The following is a 17,618-nucleotide window of genomic DNA, read 5'->3' as shown; positions in this document are numbered from 1 at the left end:
TTGCGGAAGACCAAAATGGGAACGCGTCGGGAACGAGTCAAGCGGTGCCGATCAGTGCCGAGGGGCGTGCCGCCTTCGCGGTGATCCATGGCTTCGGCGATGACGTCGAACTCGCTGGGCACTTCGTCAATGATTTCCGCGGTGGCGATGCCGGCCTCATCGGCCGCTTTCATCGCACTGTCCGCAAGGTCGCTGATCGCAACCGGATCGTCAGTCATTGCGTCGGGCAGGTTTTCTGCCATCCACCGGTCGAGGAAATTAATGCCGCGCGTGCTCATCGAGCACATAAGCCAAAGCTAAGGGGCTAGGTTCCAGCGTCAGGACGGTCGACGGCTGTCTCGTCCAACTCCGCTTCCATGCTGGCGCTCATCGGCTTGGGCTCGCTGCCCAGTGGCACGCCGTCGAAGCCCTGCAGCCAGGCTTCGGCGCGCTCGGTCCAATAGCTTGGCACGGCGCGTTCCTTGCCATCCTTGTGCGCCTGCTGACCGTACATCCAGTCGGAGGTGACGCACTCCTGATCCTTCTTAGCCAATGCCATCGTCGTCCTTCCAGAAATCGCGCAGCATCGCTTGGTGCAACGTCTCTTCGCCTTTTAAGGAAGCGCACCTTGCCTGAAAGGCCAGGCTTCAGCCACTCGGCTTTTTGCTTTTTGCAGCCCTTCGGCGGCGGCGCACCGACCTTGCCCTGGACGCGATTCCAGCGCGCCTGGCGCGTATCGGCCTTGAAGGTGACAAAAGCGCCGCCCATGTAGCGGCCTTTGTCGGCCATCAGCACATCCGGAGCTACCGGATGCAATTCAAACGGCAGGGTTCCTGTCCTGCAAAGTACCGCGTCTTGATGCCACGGGCGATCGACCTGTTTCGACCATATGCCCTTTCCATCGGGGATCTCGCCTACGGCATCTCAAGCCGGAAACCCTGCACACGATCCGGGTTGCGAAGGCATCCTGGCCGTCGCAAGTGCGATCCGCTATGAGGTGCCAACACAACCTCAATCTGTTGCGCTTCCTAAGGAAACCCTAGCAACCTCTAGCAGGCGGCTCCGTGGAAAACGCAGCGAGGATGGCCTCGCGTGATACATTCAACGCGTTGGAAAAGGTCCTGCCCTTCTGCCAAATCGCCACGTAGTGATACAGAGCGGATGGTTCCACTGGCTTTATTCCCAGGTGAAATGCCGCGTATTCGCGCGCAATGATCTCATTGGTAATCGAAATGCCGAGGCCGGCCGAAACGTATCCGGCTTCGTGACCATTGCAATCGAATTCCACCAGTATGTCCGGCTCGACGCCGGCGAAGCGCAATGCATTGAAGTTCATTTGGTGGGCAGCGAACTGGGGATCGATATCGACGATCGTTTCGCCTGCCAGATCGTGAGCCTCGATACAGGCCTGTTTTGAAAAGCGGTGGTCGGGGTGAAAGATGCATACGTTTCGTGCCGACCCGAGCGGCGCCCACTCAAACAGGCTGGGATCCAAGGGCAATCTCGAGATCCCGAGTTCCGCTCGTCCTGCCAGGATGTGCTCGCCGATCTGCTCGTAGCTTCCCGAAATCGAGCGGACATTCGAAGCGGTCTTTGCGTGGATAATCGCCACGACCTTGGGCAAGGTCACGAAACCGAAAACAGAAGGCGCGGCAATCGCAATCCGCTGCTTTTCGTCGTTCTTCATCGCGAAGATGGAGGCTCCCAGCCGATCCAGGGATGTCAGGGCAAGTTCGACATTCCGCAGGAGTTCCCAGGCTTCCTGCAAAGGGACGATGCGGTTGGCTGATCTTTTGAAGAGTGTGATGCCGAGCGTGGTCTCGAGCTGCTTCACGTGCTGACTGACGGCGGGCTGGCTTATCCCGAGCGCTGCCGCCGCTCGCCTTGTCGAACCAGCCCGCAAAACTTCTCGGAAGACCCTCAGTTGACTCAGCATGCGCCGGATTTGATGCGGCTCCTTCGACCACGAATGTTCGAGCGCCTCCCAGACCTGTTCCTGACGGGCGTGATCGTCGGCCACGGTGAAGGCCATGAGTTGATCGAGCTTCATGCCGTCCTGCTCGTAGATATCGTGCAGCTTGGGCGAGACCTTCGCGAGCCGCAGGCGTTGCTGGACAAAGGTGGCGGACACGAAGAAGCGTGCGGCAATCTCCTCGCGGCTCGCGCCCTGATCGTGCAGGGTCTGGAAGGCACGGAACATATCCAGAGGATGGAGGTCCTCACGCTGGAAGTTCTCGGCCAGCGAATCTTCCTCGATCGGCACCTCGCTATCGGCGTTGGTGACGACGCAAGGCACAGGCTCGGTCTTGACCATGCGCTTCTGCCTGATCAGCAGCTCAAGGGCGCGATAGCGGCGGCCACCAGCCGGCACCTCAAACATGCCGGTCTCGTTGCCCTCGCCATCCAGCACTGGCCGGACGTTGAGGCTCTGGAGCAGGCCACGCCGTGCGATCGAGGCGGCGAGGTCCTCGATCGTTTCCCCGCGCTTGATGCGCCGGACGTTGGACTGGCTCAGCATCAGCTTGTTGAACGGGATGTCGCGCGAAGCGTTGAGGGTGATCTTCTGCTTGACGGTAGCCATCTTGATTATCTCCGCGACGGGCGGCCGAGACTCTCTCGACCTCCAAACCCGTCACAAAGACGGGCGCAGCCCTCTCACTCTGAGGACTGCGCCGCACACGGAAGATCCGGAGGGGCACAGGGCCACAGAGACGACTTTGCGCATCTGCGGCTTTGCGGATTTCAGCTGAGATTCCACTCGCCGTCTCGGCCGGACTGGGCGGCGTTGTAGAGGATGCGTTCGGCGTCGCGAATGCTTCCGGCCAGCTGGGCGGCCTCTGCCCGCACCGAAATCGGCAGGTCTGTGGCAAAGAGAATGTCACGTTCGATGCCCATGTCGAAGGGCAGCCGGACCGACGTCATCTCGAGGAGCGAGAAACTGCCCAGTTCGGGATAGCCGAGATCGGCGAGACCGAACATGGTGTCGCGATCGGCATCCAGCTCGGTCGCGAGCCAAACTCCTGAGCCGAGCGGATTGAAGAACTTCACGACGGGTACGTGATCGGCGTTGCGCTCGCGGCCATTGGCGAGCAGGTGCTCGCGCAGTTCGTCGGTGAGGAGGATCATGCCGCCGTCCTGTCGATTTCGCTATCATCGACGTCGGCCAGGCCTGCCCTGAATGCGCCGTCAGGTTGCGGCAGGAAGGCGAGCAGCCAGTCGGCCGCCTTGCTGGCCTGGGAGGCGGCACGCACGATGGCGCGGTTGTCTTCGCGCAGGACCTCGAGCCAGGAGGCCAGGTAGTCGGCGTGGCGCACGGTCGGCACGATGCCAAGCGAGGCGCAGCAGAAGGCCGCATTCATCTCGGCAACCAGTTCCTCGAAAGCATATCTCTTGGTGCCGAAGTCCCCGGTGAGGTCACGGCCGACGCGGGAGGCGTGGCCGGTCGCATGCCCAAGCTCGTGCAAGGCGGTGCGGTGCCAGTCGATGGTCTCGAAATAGGCCTGCGGCGGCGGCACCCGCACGTAGTCCAGCGCCGGCACATAATAGGCGTTGTTGCCACCTATGCGGAAATCGATCCCGGTTGCCTTGATCAGCGCCTCGACTGCAGGCTCGATCAGTCCGGGTTCCGGTGCAGGCGGAGCCACGGCCAGATCGTCGGGCAGATTGTCACATTGCGCCACGTTGAACACGATGAAGCGCTTCAGGAACGGTACGGCCTGTGCTGCCTCGCCGGTTTCCCGCGCGCGATTCTTCTCGTCGTCAGGGATGAAGCGGTCAGCATAGACGACGGTGGTCCCGTGCTCGCCCCTGCGGACATGGCCGCCAAGCGATAGCGCCTGGCGGAAAGTCAGCCAGCCCTGGACGGGAAAGCCATGCTCGACGACCGCACCCCACAGAATCAGCACATTGATCCCAGAATAGGCGCGGCCGGTCGCGGCGTTGGCCGGCATTGCGAGAGGAGCTTTCGTCGCCGTCGTGCCCCAGGGCTGCACCCAGGGAAAGCGCCCAGCCTCCAGCTCGGCGATGATCTTGTTGGTAATATCGTCATAGAGGCTTGCCCGGTCGGCGCCGACGCGAGCGTAATGTCTGGACATCGCGGTTCTCCGCGACGGGCGCCGGAGGCCCTCCTCCAGCTCTCAACCCGTCACGGCAACCCGGTCCGTACTCTCACTCTAGACGGCGTTGCGGGGGCCTCCCGCAAAGGGGACGCTCTCGAATTTCGGCAAAGGCGGTCCGCGCCCAATCGGCAAATGTCGCTGACCATCTAGGATGGCTATTGCTACTGGACCGCGTGGCGGATGCGGTCGGTAAGCGTTTGTTCGACGTCGAAATAACCCGCCCATGCTTCGGGTAGCTGAGCCCGCGCGGCGGCGGCGAAAACATCGAAACCATTGGCGCTTTCGCAGGTGGGCAACTCCTCCCAGCTGACGGGCACCGCGCACGACGCCCCCGCGCGCGCCCGAGTCGACCAGGGACAGATTGCAGTGGAGCCTTGGCCGTTGCGCAGGTAATCGAGAAACATTCGGCCCTTGCGCTTCGCCTTGCTCATGTTGGCGACGAAGCGCGACGGATCTGTACGGGCCAGTAGTTCGGCGAAGTCTTGGCAGAAGCTCTTGACCTCGTCCCAGTCTGCCTCCGGGACGAGCGGCACAACCACGTGAACGCCCTTGCCGCCGGACAGCAACGGCCACGACTGCAGTCCAAGCGCTTCCAGAACGCCCCGAATGTCAAGGGCTGCCTGCTTGACGGCATTAAAGCCCAGGCTCTCGTCGGGATCGATGTCGAAGATCATGCGGTGCGGCAGATCAGGCTGCTGGCGCAGGCTCCCCCAGATATGGAATTCGAGCACGTTCATCTGGACGCCTGCGATCAGCCCCGCCAGGTCATCGACCCACAAGATGCGGCTTTCCTTACCGGACATCTTCTCCAACTTGCCGTCATGGATGGCCTTGGGCATGCCTGGGAGTCTGTGCTTCTGAAAAAAGGTCTGTTGCAGGTCGCCGTCGGTATCGCGCACCAGCGACAGCGGCCGATCCTGGATGTGCGGCAGCATCTTCTCGGCGACCACGGCGTAGTAGGCGGCGAGCGTGGCCTTGGTCACCTTGGTCCCCGGATACATGATCTTGTCCGGATGCGTCAGCTTGACGCCGACAGCAGCGGCGATCTCCTTGCCGATCCCCGGACCGAGATTGGCGGAGCCAAGAGTTGCCGGCGTCTTCGGCATTTCCATCACCACCTGGTCGGCTGGCTTGTCTTCGCGCATTCCCTCAAAGCTTGGATGTCGCAAGCTGCCGTCCGGGGTCACTTCGGCATAGGTGACTTCGGCGACAAGTTCGGGCTTTACCCACCGGGCACGGCGGGCAATGTCTCTTGGAACGGAGGCGAAAGCCGGTTTCTCAACAACGCGGTTCTCGAGCTTCGCGAGGATTTCCTTGCGCATCGCCGCGGTGAACCCCGTGCCGACGCGGCCGCGATAGATGAGCTTGCCATTGTCGTAAGTGCCGAGGATCAGCGAGGCCATGCCATGTCCTGTGTCACTTGGGCGATAGCCGCCGACGACGAATTCCTGTCGCTTCGTGCACTTGATCTTGAGCCAACTCCCGGTGCGGTCGCCGACGTAAGAGCTGTCGGCGCGCTTGGCGATGACGCCTTCGTGGCCGGCCTCGCACATGGCGTCGAACACCCTTCTGCCATGGTCGACGACGTGGTTGGAGAATTGCAGGCTGTCGTCAGGGCGGCGCGCGCCCAGCAGGGACTCAAGTCGCGCCTTGCGTTCCAGCAGCGGCTGGTTCGACAGATCTTCGCCATCGAATTCAAGCAGATCGAAGGCGTAGAACTTGAGGGGCATACCCGCGGCAATGCCGGTTTTCAGCATGGAGAAGTTGGTGCGGCCCTGGCTGTCGATGGCGACGATCTCACCATCGATCAGTACCGCGCCCTTGGTCAGTCTCTGAAGCGGCGGCAGGATCACCTTGAACTGTCGGGTCCAGTCGTGGCCATTGCGGGTGTAGACGACTACATTCGAGCCGGAGATGGCGACTTGGGCACGATAGCCGTCGAACTTCATCTCGAAAAGCCAATCCCCACCCACCGGTATGTGGTCTGTCAATGTGCAGAGCTGGAAGGACCGAAACCCCGGCAGCGGATATGTAGGGATAGAATCTGAGTCTCTGCGCCGTGTGCGCCTTTTGCCGATGCTTATGATGCCATCTACAGCCGACATGCGGAACTCGGATACATCGTCCGATTCAATACCCTGCCTGGGATTCAGTTCCATCCCAAGCATCTACGCGCCGGCGACCGTCGGCGCTCTAAGCAAGAACGGCGTATAAGCCGCAGTCCTGCGCGCGTCCGCAACAGCGGACATTGTCGCGCGCAGGACGAGGAAATTCGCCCCCGCCGCGGGCGGTGAACGGGACAGCCGTAGGAGCGTCAGCATAGCGCCGGCCGCAGGACGGGACGCGGGACCGACTGTCCCCGTCCGCGGCGGTCCGCATGGTTTGCATTCAGGATATGGAAGCGCCGGCATCGTTCGCGCGCATTTCCTGTACTCGACAGTCTCGCCGCTGATCGGCGACGATAGGATTGGCCGAACAGCGGCGAGTTTGCCTGAAAGAATTGATCAGGTCTTGCGCCCTTCGGCTCTCCTCAATTGCGTGGCAGCTTGTGAATTTCAAGCCGGACAGGCCCGCCCCTGTCACAGCTCGTGCAGAAAAGCGCTCGCTCGACCGAGCTGAACAGAGCGCCTTTTCCATAGCGTTGGATCAGCCCAGCGGGCTTTACCGTTGCATGGTGCGAGCAGGATCTGCACCAGGCCCGCAACACATGCCATTCGCGAAGATCGCCGAGCGCCACATCGAGGCCGGCATGGACACTGCCATCGATGATGGTCTGCGCCGGGATCTTCACCTCGCCCGGCGTCAGGATTTTCTCCATCACGTGCCGACTGTTGTAGTGGATCAGCAACATGCCAGGCCGGCGCCGGATGGCGGCTTGCCAGGCTGCCTGACTCACAGTTGAATCGGGGGAACGCGAAATGGTTTCCGCCAAAGCGTGCTCCTCGCGATCCCAGACCTCGATCCGAAAATTGTCTTCCGCTGTTTTCGCCATAGCTTCGCCGGCCAGCGCGATTGACGCCGAGCCATGGTCCCTTGCTGCTCCAGATCACGCTGAAATAGGGAACATATTCCTCTCCCGTCAAGGGCACGCTTGACTCTTTGTTCTCATTTTGTTCACATTGGCCGGATTAGCTCATAGGAGGCGAACCATGGAACTTCGCTTGAACATCGAGGATGCAACACCCCAAGAGCTCGCACGCGGCATCGCCGCAGCCGAAGCCGTGTTTGCGCGCGCCGGCATCACAGCTTTGCAAGGCGCGGAAGGGCTGTTTGCGTTGGAGGGGTGGGATATCAAAGGCTTCCTAGAAGACGACAAGCCTACCGAGGACGAGGACCGGGCCGCCGCAGTTTGGCTAGAGGCCGATGAGGCTGCGGCGGCGGCATGTTGTGCGGGCTGGCCGAAGGAAAAAGTCCCGCACCACCAGGTCATGGAACTGATCAACGTTCCCCGCACGAAGCTGCAGGCTGAGGCTATTCCAGACACATGGCCAGAACGGAAGCAGCTCTATCCAGATGTCGTCAAGCGGCTGGAGATCACGACCGGCCCGGATCGCCAGATCGATTTCGATATTGCCTTCGTTCTCGGTTGGGTTCCCGAGCGGCCGACGCGGGATCGGGTTGAGCCGCTTTCGGAAGATGGAGACCGTATCCCCTTCTTCACCAGCGACCTTGCCCAGGTCGAAGAGATGGCCCGCAAGGCGCTCAAGGACTGGACGATCGAGATCGATCGAGATCCCTGTGATGCCCACATATTCGACCCGTCGGCCAGCGATGACGATGATGAATTGCGCATGGCGGCATGGCGTGATTTCGACGGCTCCTTGCATATGGAAAAGCCGCCGGCAAACCCTGCAATCGCGCTGACGCTGGCAATGATGCGCGGCCAGTCAATGCATTTCGAATAATGGTCAAACGCAGTCGGGTTTCACCAACGCCATCGGTCATCGACCGCGACTGGCCTCACCAGGTTGCACTGCCAGATGACCTTTGCACCGACCGGAACTTAACCATGATCGCGAAGTTCTGCCAGGAACGAGGGCTTAAGCACCAGACGCGGCAGGTGCAGGCGATATGGCCGAATGGCAAATATGAAACCTATCGGCTCCATTGCTTCAGCCGCCGAAACTGCACAGGCTTTCTGGATCACTTTGAGGGGCTGAGGTTTGATCCGAGGCGGGATCGGGAGAATGGAAACGTGCAAGGCGTCTGGCGTCGCGCGGGCGAATACCGGCGGGTTCTCGATCTCGGTCCGCCCAGCGTACCAGAGATTGTGCGCAGCTAAGTCACGAGCTTTCGGGGCGAACTGTTTCGACCGAGAGTGAGCCTGCCGGAAGCGGCCGCAAAAGCTCAGCCTCAGGCTCTGTCAGACTGATCCAGCCCGCCCAATTCTCCGGCTGAAGGACCACGACCTGACGATTGTGATATGGCGCGACATCCGGCCCGGGATCGGTCGTCAGCATGGTGAATGTGGGCGGCTTGTTGCCGACAGCCTCACGCCAAAGCCCCGCGATGGCCATGAAGGGAGAGCCGTTGAGCGTGAAGCGATGCTTGGCCTTCGGATATTTTGTGCCTGTGAACTCGAAGAACGCGGACGCAGGAACGAGGCAGCGTTTGCTGTTGCCGAACTGCCGACCTTCGGAGCGGAAGTTGAACACAGGCCCGCCCTTCGGTCCGGTCGGCGGAAATCCAAACGTCATCGATGCCAGTTCAATCGCGTCGCCTGCGCCGCGCATTATAGGCGCCGGATCGTTGATGCGGACGTCGTCCGCCTGTGGCAAATCGAGCTCGGTTTGGTGGATCGGGATTTTGAGCGCCAGCGACGCCATCATCCGGCAATACTCAACCCAAACAATATGCTGCTCGTAATCGTTGCACATGGACGGCTCCGGACTGAGGCGATATAATCACACTAAGGCGACAGTCTTCTGCCGGTCGACCTTGCCGCCGCTGAAGTCCTGCACCATCACTTTTGCAGGGCAACGTGGTGTCGATCTTGTCCTGATCAAAAGCGCCTCAAACGCCATTTTGGGATTGCAGGCTCCGAGATGCGGTAGTCGCGATAGTCGACGCCAACCTTCTTCTTGAATTCTCTCTGATGTCGATCTCGGTGACAATGTCGAATCCGGCATCTTTCACAATGGCCTTCCTGCGTACGATCGCCGCATCGAAACTGGAATCCGGCGTCTTGGAAAAATAGTAGGCCACAGTCTTGTCCTTGCTGGTTCACGCAGGAGTTGGGGTTGGTTCGTCGGCCGCTGTGAGCTCTGCCGGCGCATCACTGTCAGTGTCCTGCTTCGAGCCACCGCGCAGCGCCACGTAGATGGCGGGAATGACGAGCACCGTCAGCAGCGTCGACGAGGCGAGGCCAAACAACAGCGAAATCGCCAACCCCTGGAAAATCGGGTCGGTCAGGATGACCGCTGCCCCGATCATCGCTGCGATCGCGGTGAGCAGGATCGGCTTGAAGCGGATGGCGCCAGCCTCGAGCAACACGTCGACCAGCGGCCTTTCGGTTCCCTTGGAATGGCGAATGAAGTCCACCAGCAGGATCGAGTTGCGCACGATGATGCCGGCGAGCGCGATGAAGCCGATCATAGAGGTGGCCGAGAACGGCGCGCCGAAGGCCCAATGGCCGAGCATGATGCCGATCAGGGTCAGCGGGATCGGCGTCAGGATAACCAGCGGCAGCCTAAACGAACCGAACTGCGCGACAACGAGAATGTAGATGCCCAGGATCGCGACGATGAAGGCCGCGCCCATGTCGCGGAAGGTGACCCACGTCACCTCCCACTCGCCGTCCCACAGAAGCGTCGGCTTGGACTCGTCATCTGGTTGCCCGTGCAATGCGATCGTCGGTTTCGGGAGGTTACCCCAATCGGCTTTGGCGATGGCATCGTCGACGGCGAGCATGCCGTAAACCGGCGCCTCGAACGCGCCCGCGAGTTCACCCATCACCATCTCGGCGGGCCGGCCGTTGTGGCGGAAGATCGGGTAGGATGCCGGCTCCCGCGTCACCCGCACGACGTCGCCCAGTTCCACCACGTCGCGTGCGCCGGGCAGCGCGTTCGCCGGGACCGGCGTCGTAAGGGCGCGCTGGTCGACCACGCCGTCGCTCTTCGAGAGCGACACGCGGATCGGGACCGGCCGGCGGCCGCCGCCGCGATGTGAATAACCGACCGTCGTACCGCCATAGAGGTAGCTCAACGTATCGTACACGTCGGACTGCTCGACCTTGTAGTATTCGAGGTTGTCCTGATCGATCGCCAGACGCACGCGCTGCGGCAGGTTGTGGAAGCTATCTTCGACGTCGACGATAAACGGGATGGACGCGAACGTCTCGCGCACCTTCGCCGCCACCGCGCGGCGCGTCTCGGCGTCAGGCCCATAGATTTCCGCGAGCAATGTCCCAAGCACTGGCGGACCAGGCGGTGGCTCGACCACCTTGAGCACGGTGCCTTCTGGCATGGCAATGCCTTTCAGCCGTTCGCGGATGTCGAGGGCGATGGCATGGCTTGGACGACTGCGCTCCCTCTTCCCCGTCAAGTTGACTGCGACGTCGCCCTGCTCCGATCCGGAGCGAAGATAGTAATGGCGCACCAGGCCGTTGAAGTTGAAAGGCGCTGCTGTCCCGGCATAGGTCTGGAACGAGACCACCTCGGCCACGTCGGCGAGACGATTCACCACAGCCTGCAACAGCCGGTTGGTGTCCTCGACCGAGGAGCCTTTGGGCAGGTCAGCAACCACCTGCAATTCGGTCTTGTTGTCGAAAGGCAGGAGCTTGACCGTGACGTGCCTGGTGTAGATGAGCACCATCGAAGCCATGGTCGCCGCGCCGACGACAAGTAGAAAGGTCCACGATCGGAACCGCGACTTCAGGATGGGTCTTGCAACTGCGATATAGGCGCGACCGAGCGCGCCGCCGGGGCTGCTGGCGTTATGGGCATGCGCCGAGGCGTGGTCCTTCTTGCCAAACTTCATCATCAGCCACGGCGTCAGCGTCACCGCGACAAAGAAGGAGAACAGCATCGCCGCCGAGGCGTTGGCCGGGATCGGGCTCATATACGGCCCCATCAGACCCGACACGAACAGCATTGGCAGGAGCGCCGCGACCACGGTGAGCGTCGCCACGATGGTCGGATTGCCCACCTCCGCGACGGCGTCGATCGCCGCCTGCTTGCGGGACCGCCCATCATCCATGGCCCAATGCCGGGCAATGTTCTCGATCACCACGATCGCATCGTCGACCAGGATGCCGATGGAGAAGATCAGCGCGAACAGGCTGACGCGGTTCAGCGTGTAGCCCATGATGCGTGAGGCAAATAGCGTGAGCAGGATGGTCGTCGGGATGACAACGGCCACCACCAACGCCTCGCGCCAACCGATGGCGATTGCGACCAGCACGACAATGGAGATCGTGGCAAGGCCGAGGTGGAAGAGCAGTTCGTTTGCCTTCTCGTTAGCGGTCTCGCCGTAGTCGCGAGTCACGACCATTTCGACGTCCTTCGGGAAAATTTCGCCGCGCACCTGGTCAAGGCGCTTGACGATGGTATCCGCAATGACGACGGCGTTGGTGCCCGGCCGCTTGGCCACCGCCAGCGACACGGCCGGGGCCCGTTCAAGTCCCTTGTCGGACTTGACGAAGTTGGTGACCCGGTTCTCCGCCGGCGACGTCGCCAACACAATTCTGGCTACGTCGCGCACATAGACAGGCCGCCCGTCCCGCGCAGTCAGAAGCAGGTTGCCGATGTCGGCGAGGGTCTGCAGGGTCTGGCCGGCGACCAGCACACGCTGCTTGCCCTCGTCGCGCACCGTGCCGATCTGGAAGGACCTGTTGGCGCCGGTGATCTTGGCCGTCAACTGCTGCAGCGTGATGCCGTAGAGAGAGAGTTTTTCCGGGTCAGGCTCGACCTGGATCGCCTCCGGCTGCTCGCCGACGATGTAAGTCAGGCCAATATCAGGCAGCTTGGCGACCTCGACCTGAAGCTCGTGCGCCAGCCGGCTTAGATCGGCCGAGGAATAGCGGCCGGCCGCCTCGGGTGTCGGCGTCAATGTCACCACTACAATCGCGACGTCGTCGATGCCGCGCCCGACGATCAGCGGTTCGGGGATGCCGACCGGGATGCGATCCATGTTGGCGCGCACCTTGTCGTGAACACGCAAAACGGCGGCGTCGGAACTGGTGCCGACCTTGAAGCGGGCAGTCACCAGCGCACCGTCGTCCACGGTTTGCGAGTAGACGTGCTCAACACCGTCGATGCCCTTGATGATCGTTTCCAGGGGCTCGGTCACGAGCTTGACGGCATCCTCCGCCTTCAGCCCATTGGCCGCGACATGGATGTCCACCATTGGCACGGAAATCTGCGGTTCTTCCTCGCGTGGCAATGTGGCCAGGGCGACAAGCCCGAGCGCCAGCGCCGCCAACAGGAAGAGCGGCGTCAGCGGCGAGCCGATGAACGAGCGGGTGAGCCCGCCGGCGATGCCAAGTTTCATGGCAGGACGACCTTGTCGCCTTCGGCGAGGCCGGTCAGGACCTCGACCCGTGGCTGTCCGCCATCCTGGTATCGCTCGCCCAGCACGACTGCGACGCCGAGTGGTCCGTCGGCCGTATTGATAGTGATGTAGTCGATCCCGTGAACCGTGTTGACCGCCTGTGGCGGCACGCCCAGAATGGTCCGCTTCGCGACAGGGATCGATACCAGCGTGCGCTCGTTGACGAAGAAGCTGCCGATGTCGGCAACCTCGACATCGGCGATGACGCGCCCGTTCTCAATCTCCGGATAGACCTTGGCGATGCGGCCCTGACGGGCCTTGACGAATCCGCCATCCGCACCGGCTCCGCGTTCGGCGATATCGACCTGGGCCCCCTCCGTGATCTCCGTCGCATGTCGCTCGGGCAGCGACAGTCGCAGATAATATTGTCCCGACGCGATCCGGGCGACCGGTTCGCCTGCCATGACCACCGAACCGGCCGTCACGGGAACCGTCAGCACCCGACCGTCGGCTGGTGCCAGGGTATCGCCTTCCTTGGCGCTCTGCTGGGTAACGGCCTTTTCGGCAACCGCGGCGGCCAGCTGGCTCGTGATCACGTCGAACTGGGTCTGAGCCGCATCGACCCGGCTCTGGGTCGCGGCGCCTTTGGCCAGCAAGTCCTGGGCGCGCTGCAGATCGGTCTTGGCATTCTCCATCTGGGAATTGAGGGCGCCGATCTTGGCATCGGCTGCGCGAAGCTGCAGAGCTATTTTGTCGTCGACAACGGTAGCGACCACATCACCCTTCTTGACGACCTGGCCTTCCGTCACCCGCACCTCGGTGATGGTACCGGAAATGCGCGCGCGCGCCGGCACGATCGTGCGGCTCTCGACCTGGCCGAAAACGGCCTTCATCTCTGTGATGGTGGCAACCGCGACAGTGAAGTCCCCGGCAAGAGCGCCACCGCTGGCGAATACCGTGATGCCCAGCAGAAGCCCGTTGGCCAGGATGGATCGTACGTATCTCATCGCAATGTGCCGTTCTCGGAACGAATTGAAAGGACGGGAGGGCGCAAAGGCACCTCCCGCATGGGACGCCAATCCTGGAAAGTCAGGTGTTACTTGAAGGCGACGCCGCTCTTGCAGCCAACTTTCTTGAAGACAATAGCTGCCGGACACCATCCCGTCACCGAAGCCTGCACCATATTGAGCCCGGCAAAGGCGGTCAGCAGGAACCAGTAGGGAGAATAGTAATAGCCGAGCGCGAGCGAGATCAGCACCATGAAACCCGCGAACATCAGAACTGCTTTGTCGATCGTCATAATCGTGTCTCCTCTGAAATCTGTGCCGTGCCTATTCGGCCGGCTCAATCTGAATGGCCTTGAGCTTCTTGATGCCGAGCAAGTCGAGTGCCAATCCCTCGTAGAAGGTCTCGCTCTTGCCTTGTCGGACCTTGTGCAGGAAGTATTTCTCGAACCCGACCTTGGCCGCGTGCACCCACTTACCCTGCGATGACCAGTTGACGTTGCGTGGCGGGATCTGCGGCTGCGCCACGAAGGCGATGCCTTCGTCGCCGAAGTCGGCCAGGCAGACCGCGTTCCAGGTCGCGACAGCCCGCGGCTCCTCGCCGCGCAACAGTGCGCCAATGTTTTCCGCCGTCGCCGTGACCATGGATTCGATCATGAAGCCGGTCTTTGGAACGCCAACCGGCAGCGGCGTCTTGCCGACTGGAGGAATGGCGACGCAGACACCGATCGAAAAGACATTCGGATAGGTCTGGTTGCGCTGATGCTTGTCGATGGTGACGAAGCCGCGCGGATTGACCAAGCCCTCTATGTCCTTCACCGCCGGCACGCCGCGGAAGGCCGGAAGCATCATCGAGAACGCGAATGGCAGGTCGTGCTTGGCCTTCACCGAACCGTCCTCGTTCACTTCCTCCACATGCATGGTTCCAGCGTCGACTGACGACACCTTGGCGTTTGTGATCCACTTGATGTGGCGATCGCGCATGGCACTCTCAAGCAGACCCTTGGTATCGCCAACGCCATCCAGGCCAAGATGACCGATATAAGGCTCCGGCGTCACGAAGGTCATCGGTACCCGGTCGCGCACCTTGGCTCTGCGTAGTGCTGTGTCGAGGATAAAGGCGAATTCGTAAGCGGGGCCGTAGCAGGACGCCCCCTGGACGGCGCCGACGATAACAGGGCCCGGATTGCGGACGAGTTCATCGACCTTCGCCTTGGTGGCGCTCGCATGGTCGATATGGCAGATCGACTGCGTATAACCAGCAGGGCCGAGGCCGGGCACCTCATCGAAAGCGAGGTCGGGACCCGTCGCGATGATCAGGTAGTCGTAGTCGACAAACGTCCCGTCGTTGAGCTCGATCCGGTTTTCCTTGGGATACACTTTCTTGGCGCCCTCGGGTTTGAGCGCGATGTTTCGCCGCTTGAAGGATGCTGCGAGATCGACTGTGATGTCGGCGCGCTTGCGCCAGCCAACCGCTATCCAGGGATTGGAAGGCACGAAGGAATAGGATGTGCCAAGATTGACGACGGTGAGGCCGTCCTCGCCGCGCAGCTTCGCGCGCATTTCATAGGCCATGATGGTTCCGCCAAGACCGGCTCCAAGGACGACGATGTGTGACATGGGGTTCCTCCCGATGTTTCTCGTTCCAACAAATTGACAGCGATGCAGCAGGCTTGTGTTGATCTGGCTCAATTCCCAAACCGGGCGGAACGCTTGCAAGGTCGTACCGTTCGCAAGCCAGACTGATGGGCTTGCATTTAACATTCAAATATTATAAATTCAAGAGTATGAATGTAAAAGAGATGATCCCGGCTTCGGGAAAGGCAGCGGACCTGCTCAGGAGCCTGTCCCATCCGCAACGGCTGCTGGTCCTTTGCGCGTTGGGAAAGGATGAGCGATCGGTGGCGGAGCTGCGCGAATTGCTTGGCATCGACCAGGTGCCGATGTCGCAGCAGCTCATGCGCTTGCGCGCTGACGGCCTGGTTGAATCGCGCCGCGATGGCACGACCGTCTACTACCGCATCACCCGGCCAGAAGTACTGACGGTTGTCGAAGCGCTTCACTCGGCTTTCTGTTCCTGACGATAAGCGATGGCGACACCCTCGCCGAAGGCCTCAAAGCTGGCACAGCATGACGTATCTGCAGGAGACAGGAGAATTACAATGTTTGGATTTGGAACCCGGTCGGCAGCCAGGACGCTGACCCCGACGCAGGTGCGGCAGATGGGTGACACCATCACGCTTGTGGACGTCAGGGAGGACGGCGAGTGGGCGTCCGGGCATATAGCGGGCGCCATCCATATTCCATTGGGCAGCCTTCGTGACGAGTTGGACCGCATTCCATCCGGCAAACCCGTCGTGTTTTATTGCCACGCCGGCGGCCGGTCATCGCAAGCGATCACCATCGCCATGGCTGCAGGACAGGCGCACGACACGCATATGGGCGGCGGCATCAGCGCCTGGCGTGCGCAAGGTTTCCCGTCGGCAAGCTGACAGCGACGTTGTCGCAACAGGTATGGCTGCGGCGTCTCACGGTGCTTTCAAGTGCTCAATCTGTTCGGAAGGTTGCGCGCGAACCGCGCGCAGCTCGTACCAGAGGGCATTCAAGATGCCGACCGTGGTGGCCAGTCCGAGGCCGAGAATCCAGGCGAAGTACCACATCGTTGCAAACTCCAGTCTGTGTCGTCAGTAAGCCGACGTACCTGCCTCGCGCACTGAGGCTTCGCTGACCTTCCCCCAAAGCACGCTGTAGACCCAGGCCGTGTAGGCAAGGATCAGCGGCAGGAAGATAACAGTTGCGATCAGCATGTTGCGCAGCGTCGCCCGGCTTGAGGATGCGTCGAACACGGCAAGAGAATGGCCCGGATTGGTGCTTGACGGCAGAAGGATCGGGAACATCGCCAGCCCAACAGTCGCGATGATGCAGAAAATGCCAAGTTTCGACGCGAGGAAGGTGAGGCCTTCGCGACGCGCGCGGAAGCCCGCGGCGGCGATCAGCGGCGCCACGATGCCCAGTGCGGGCACCAGGCACAGAGCCGGCGTGGCGTAGAAGTTGCGCAGCCAGCCGCTTGAATTTGTAATCACGGTCTTGCCAAGCGGATTGGACGGGCCATTCCAGACGATGGCGCTCGTGACCTCATAGCCTCCGAGCAGCCCGAGCCAGACAAGCACGCCGCCGCCGGCGAATAAAACAGCAGCGGCCAGCGCGGCCTTGCCGCCGATGATACGGGCGCGGTCAGCCACCGGCCCTTCCGCCTTGAAGGCCAGCCACGCCCCGCCGTGCATGACAAGCATGGAAAGCGAAACCAGGCCGCAATAGAGCGCCACCGGGTTGAGCAGGCCAAACAGGGTGCCCTCGTAGAACGGCCGCAGATCAGTGTTGAAGTGGAACGGCACCCCCCTCAGCACATTGCCCACCGCCACGCCGAAGATGAGCGCCGGCACGGCGCCGCCGATGAACAGCGCCCAATCCCAGTTCGAACGCCAGCGGGCGTCTTCCCGTTTGGAGCGGTATTTGAAGGCAACCGGCCGCAGGATCATCGCGAACAGCACCAGGAACATGGCGAGGTGGAAACCGGAGAAGCTCAACGCGTAGAGCGCCGGCCACGCAGCGAAGATGGCGCCGCCGCCGAGCACGAACCAGACCTGATTGCCTTCCCAGACCGGCCCGATGGTGTTGATGGCAACACGACGCTCGATATCGGTTTTTGCCACGAAGGGCAGCAATGCCCCGACACCCATGTCAAAGCCGTCGGTGACCGCGAATCCGATCAAAAGAACGCCAAGCAGTACCCACCATGTGATCCGCAGCGTTTCGTAGTTGAAGAGAAAATCGAGCATCGTCGTTGTTCCTTGCAGGTCGGGGGGCTTATTGCGCGGCCGCGAGATGGATCCGTGTGCCTTCGCCGACGGGAGGCGCGACATCCCCGTCGATGACCGGACCCTTTGCTATCGCCTGCAGCATCAGCCGCACCTCGATCACGGCCAGCACGCCATAGACGAGGGTGAAGCCCAGGATGGTGATCAGG

General features: G+C 61.6%; 18 protein-coding genes and 2 pseudogenes. 4 read left to right on the top strand and 16 right to left on the bottom strand.

Annotation, left to right across the window (positions count from 1 at the left end; all coding sequences use genetic code 11):
* The 8 genes and pseudogenes from EN932_RS11270 to EN932_RS11235 form a co-directional block, all read right to left on the bottom strand.
* The coding region (locus tag EN932_RS11270; protein ID WP_128368845.1) for a DUF768 domain-containing protein at positions 1-278 on the bottom strand (278 nt) is incomplete at its 3' end.
* A 26-nt stretch (positions 279-304) separates the two neighbouring features.
* Positions 305-538: a hypothetical protein gene (locus EN932_RS11265; protein WP_128368844.1), complete on the bottom strand. Its 234-nt coding sequence runs from the start codon at positions 536-538 to the stop codon at positions 305-307.
* Between the two features lie 480 nt (positions 539-1,018).
* Positions 1,019-1,852, bottom strand: a pseudogene (locus EN932_RS38365) (LysR family transcriptional regulator); the annotation flags it as partial.
* Between the two features lie 51 nt (positions 1,853-1,903).
* Positions 1,904-2,560 (bottom strand): annotated as a pseudogene (locus EN932_RS38360) (ParB/RepB/Spo0J family partition protein); the annotation flags it as partial.
* Positions 2,561-2,721: 161 nt separating this feature from the next.
* A complete protein-coding gene (locus tag EN932_RS11250) occupies positions 2,722-3,105 on the bottom strand; it encodes a DUF2958 domain-containing protein (protein ID WP_128368842.1) in 384 nt (127 codons plus the stop codon).
* Positions 3,102-4,073: a zincin-like metallopeptidase domain-containing protein gene (locus EN932_RS11245; RefSeq protein ID WP_128368841.1), complete on the bottom strand. Its 972-nt coding sequence runs from the start codon at positions 4,071-4,073 to the stop codon at positions 3,102-3,104. The genes EN932_RS11250 and EN932_RS11245 overlap by 4 nt, the downstream gene beginning before the upstream one ends.
* A 185-nt stretch (positions 4,074-4,258) precedes the next feature.
* Entirely contained in the window at positions 4,259-6,256 is a 1,998-nt protein-coding gene (ligD, locus tag EN932_RS11240; RefSeq protein ID WP_245483270.1) for a DNA ligase D, read from the bottom strand.
* A 371-nt stretch (positions 6,257-6,627) separates the two neighbouring features.
* Positions 6,628-7,089: a hypothetical protein gene (locus tag EN932_RS11235; RefSeq protein WP_128368840.1), complete on the bottom strand. Its 462-nt coding sequence runs from the start codon at positions 7,087-7,089 to the stop codon at positions 6,628-6,630.
* Positions 7,090-7,246: 157 nt separating this feature from the next.
* Here EN932_RS11235 and EN932_RS11230 point away from each other — a divergent pair, with 157 nt between their 5' ends.
* Positions 7,247-8,002 carry a hypothetical protein gene (locus EN932_RS11230; protein ID WP_128368839.1) on the top strand — a complete coding sequence of 252 codons (756 nt, stop codon included), beginning with the start codon at positions 7,247-7,249 and terminating at the stop codon, positions 8,000-8,002.
* A gap of 104 nt (positions 8,003-8,106) precedes the next feature.
* On the top strand, positions 8,107-8,379 hold the full coding sequence (locus tag EN932_RS11225) for a hypothetical protein (protein ID WP_128368838.1): 273 nt from the start codon (positions 8,107-8,109) through the stop codon (positions 8,377-8,379).
* Position 8,380: 1 nt separating this feature from the next.
* Here EN932_RS11225 and EN932_RS11220 read toward each other — a convergent pair whose 3' ends face one another.
* The 6 genes from EN932_RS11220 to EN932_RS11195 form a co-directional block, all read right to left on the bottom strand.
* Positions 8,381-8,974, bottom strand: a complete 594-nt coding sequence (locus EN932_RS11220; RefSeq protein WP_128368837.1) for an SOS response-associated peptidase — start codon at positions 8,972-8,974, stop codon at positions 8,381-8,383.
* Between the two features lie 136 nt (positions 8,975-9,110).
* The gene (locus tag EN932_RS11215; RefSeq protein WP_128368836.1) at positions 9,111-9,302 is read right to left on the bottom strand and encodes a hypothetical protein; all 192 of its coding nucleotides are present in this window, start codon (positions 9,300-9,302) and stop codon (positions 9,111-9,113) included.
* A gap of 18 nt (positions 9,303-9,320) precedes the next feature.
* Positions 9,321-12,587 carry an efflux RND transporter permease subunit gene (locus EN932_RS11210; RefSeq protein WP_128368835.1) on the bottom strand — a complete coding sequence of 1,089 codons (3,267 nt, stop codon included), beginning with the start codon at positions 12,585-12,587 and terminating at the stop codon, positions 9,321-9,323.
* On the bottom strand, positions 12,584-13,594 hold the full coding sequence (locus tag EN932_RS11205; protein WP_128368834.1) for an efflux RND transporter periplasmic adaptor subunit: 1,011 nt from the start codon (positions 13,592-13,594) through the stop codon (positions 12,584-12,586). Before EN932_RS11205 ends, EN932_RS11210 begins: the two co-directional genes overlap by 4 nt.
* A gap of 89 nt (positions 13,595-13,683) precedes the next feature.
* Positions 13,684-13,887 (bottom strand): DUF2892 domain-containing protein, encoded by a 204-nt coding sequence (locus EN932_RS11200; RefSeq protein WP_128368833.1) that lies wholly within the window; start codon positions 13,885-13,887, stop codon positions 13,684-13,686.
* 31 nt (positions 13,888-13,918) lie between these two features.
* On the bottom strand, positions 13,919-15,211 hold the full coding sequence (locus EN932_RS11195; protein WP_128368832.1) for an FAD/NAD(P)-binding oxidoreductase: 1,293 nt from the start codon (positions 15,209-15,211) through the stop codon (positions 13,919-13,921).
* Positions 15,212-15,336: 125 nt separating this feature from the next.
* Here EN932_RS11195 and EN932_RS11190 point away from each other — a divergent pair, with 125 nt between their 5' ends.
* Positions 15,337-15,672, top strand: coding sequence for a metalloregulator ArsR/SmtB family transcription factor (locus EN932_RS11190; protein WP_224518964.1), 336 nt, complete (start codon positions 15,337-15,339; stop codon positions 15,670-15,672).
* An 81-nt stretch (positions 15,673-15,753) separates the two neighbouring features.
* The gene (locus EN932_RS11185) at positions 15,754-16,083 is read left to right on the top strand and encodes a rhodanese-like domain-containing protein (protein ID WP_164890467.1); all 330 of its coding nucleotides are present in this window, start codon (positions 15,754-15,756) and stop codon (positions 16,081-16,083) included.
* 36 nt (positions 16,084-16,119) lie between these two features.
* On the opposite strand, the gene cydX is transcribed toward EN932_RS11185, so the two are convergent.
* The gene (cydX, locus tag EN932_RS11180; RefSeq protein ID WP_112618274.1) at positions 16,120-16,251 is read right to left on the bottom strand and encodes a cytochrome bd-I oxidase subunit CydX; all 132 of its coding nucleotides are present in this window, start codon (positions 16,249-16,251) and stop codon (positions 16,120-16,122) included.
* A gap of 24 nt (positions 16,252-16,275) precedes the next feature.
* Positions 16,276-17,430, bottom strand: a complete 1,155-nt coding sequence (gene cydB, locus EN932_RS11175) for a cytochrome d ubiquinol oxidase subunit II (RefSeq protein ID WP_128368830.1) — start codon at positions 17,428-17,430, stop codon at positions 16,276-16,278.
* Positions 17,431-17,618 lie beyond the last annotated feature (188 nt).

Source organism: Mesorhizobium sp. M7A.F.Ca.US.002.01.1.1 (assembly GCF_004022955.1).
In the GTDB taxonomy this organism is placed as follows: Bacteria; Pseudomonadota; Alphaproteobacteria; order Rhizobiales; family Rhizobiaceae; genus Mesorhizobium; species Mesorhizobium ciceri.
This window is presented reverse-complemented; position numbering and strand designations above follow the sequence as displayed.